This is a genomic window from Actinoplanes sp. NPDC026670 (assembly GCF_040638175.1).
Classification (GTDB): Bacteria; Actinomycetota; Actinomycetes; order Mycobacteriales; family Micromonosporaceae; genus Actinoplanes.
On record NZ_JBEZXU010000201.1, the window covers coordinates 1 to 1,211 of the forward strand.

Genomic DNA, 1,211 nt, shown 5'->3' on the forward strand with positions numbered 1-1,211 from the left:
CGTAGCTCTGGCGTTGGTAGGGGTCGCGGCGGATGCGGACCCGCAGTCGGTGGCCGCTGCCGGTTCGGCGGATCTCGCTGAGGTCGTAGCCTCCGCTGTGCGCGCCGAAGCTGCGGTCGACCAGCGTCGTCGCGCGCGGTGTGGCGTCGCCTTCGCCGGCGTGGGCGCTGCCGCCGGTCACTGCTGGTTCTCCTGGTGGTCGGTGCCGGCGGCGGTGTAGGAGACGGCGGCGAGGTGGCTCGCGGCGACGCGCAGGGCGTCGATCGCGTCCCTGAGCGATGACCTCGTCATGGCTGCGTCGGTCTCGTCGAGGCCGTCGCTCTCGCTGCCGCGTGGGCTGTCGGCGAGGTGTCGCAGTCCGCTGATCAGGGTGTGGGTGAGGTACGTCAGGGAGGTGGCGAGGTCGGCGAGGTCCTGCGGGGTGGGGATGGCGACAGGGCGGGCCGGGCCGAAGCAGTTCGACAGGTAGGTGGCGAGGGTTCCGGTGATCCGCGCGGCGATGTGGGTCAGCTCGGGGCTGAAGGCGGCCTCGTCGTCGAAGGCCGACCCGATCAGCTCGGCCAACTGTGCGGGAGACAGTTCGCGCGGCTCCTGCGTGACGGCCGGGCTCGTCGGCCCGCGACGCGCGGTCTTCGCGGGTAGCGCCCACAGCCGGAGCCAGCGGGCCAGGCTGCGCAGGAACGCAACGATTCTGGGCCTGCCGCTGGCGTGCACCCCGGCGACCGCCACCAGCTCCCCGCCGTAGACCCCGGGGGATCCCGCCTCGTCAGTTCGCCCGGTAGACGTAGCCGTGGTCAGGGCAGCGATCTTGCGGGCGCTGGACCAGGCGGCGCCTGACGCCTGCGCCGACTGGGCGGACCAGTCAGCTGCGTTCCGCAACCACGTGTGGATGTCGTCGGCGGCGTCGATGACCTCGCTCCGCACCTCGCTGTCGTCGTCGAGGCCGGTGACGTGTGCCTGGCGGGCCTGGTCGAGGAAGTAGGACCCGGTCTGTACGTGCACCCGGGCGAGCAGCCGCGAGTTTCGGTGCAGGTGCCCGATCAGGGACGCGACGTCGGAGGGCGTCCGCAGGGCCAGCAGCGCGCTGAACGGCCCGGTGGCCATGTGCAGCCATCGGCTGAGGTGCTCGGCTGCGGTGATGGCGCTACCCAACCGGGCGAGGTCGCAGGGACCGTCGAGCGCGAACAGGCGGCTCATCGCGTCGAGCCAGC

At 72.3% G+C, this 1,211-nt stretch carries 2 protein-coding genes; both read right to left on the bottom strand.

All coding sequences use genetic code 11. The features are described 5' to 3' along the window. The coding region (locus AB0E94_RS53075) for a hypothetical protein (RefSeq protein WP_360344616.1) at window positions 1-181 on the bottom strand (181 nt) is incomplete at its 3' end. Continuing rightward, window positions 178-1,211 (bottom strand): hypothetical protein (locus AB0E94_RS53080; protein ID WP_360344619.1); only part of this gene is annotated, 1,034 nt, incomplete at its 5' end. The genes AB0E94_RS53075 and AB0E94_RS53080, both read right to left, overlap by 4 nt.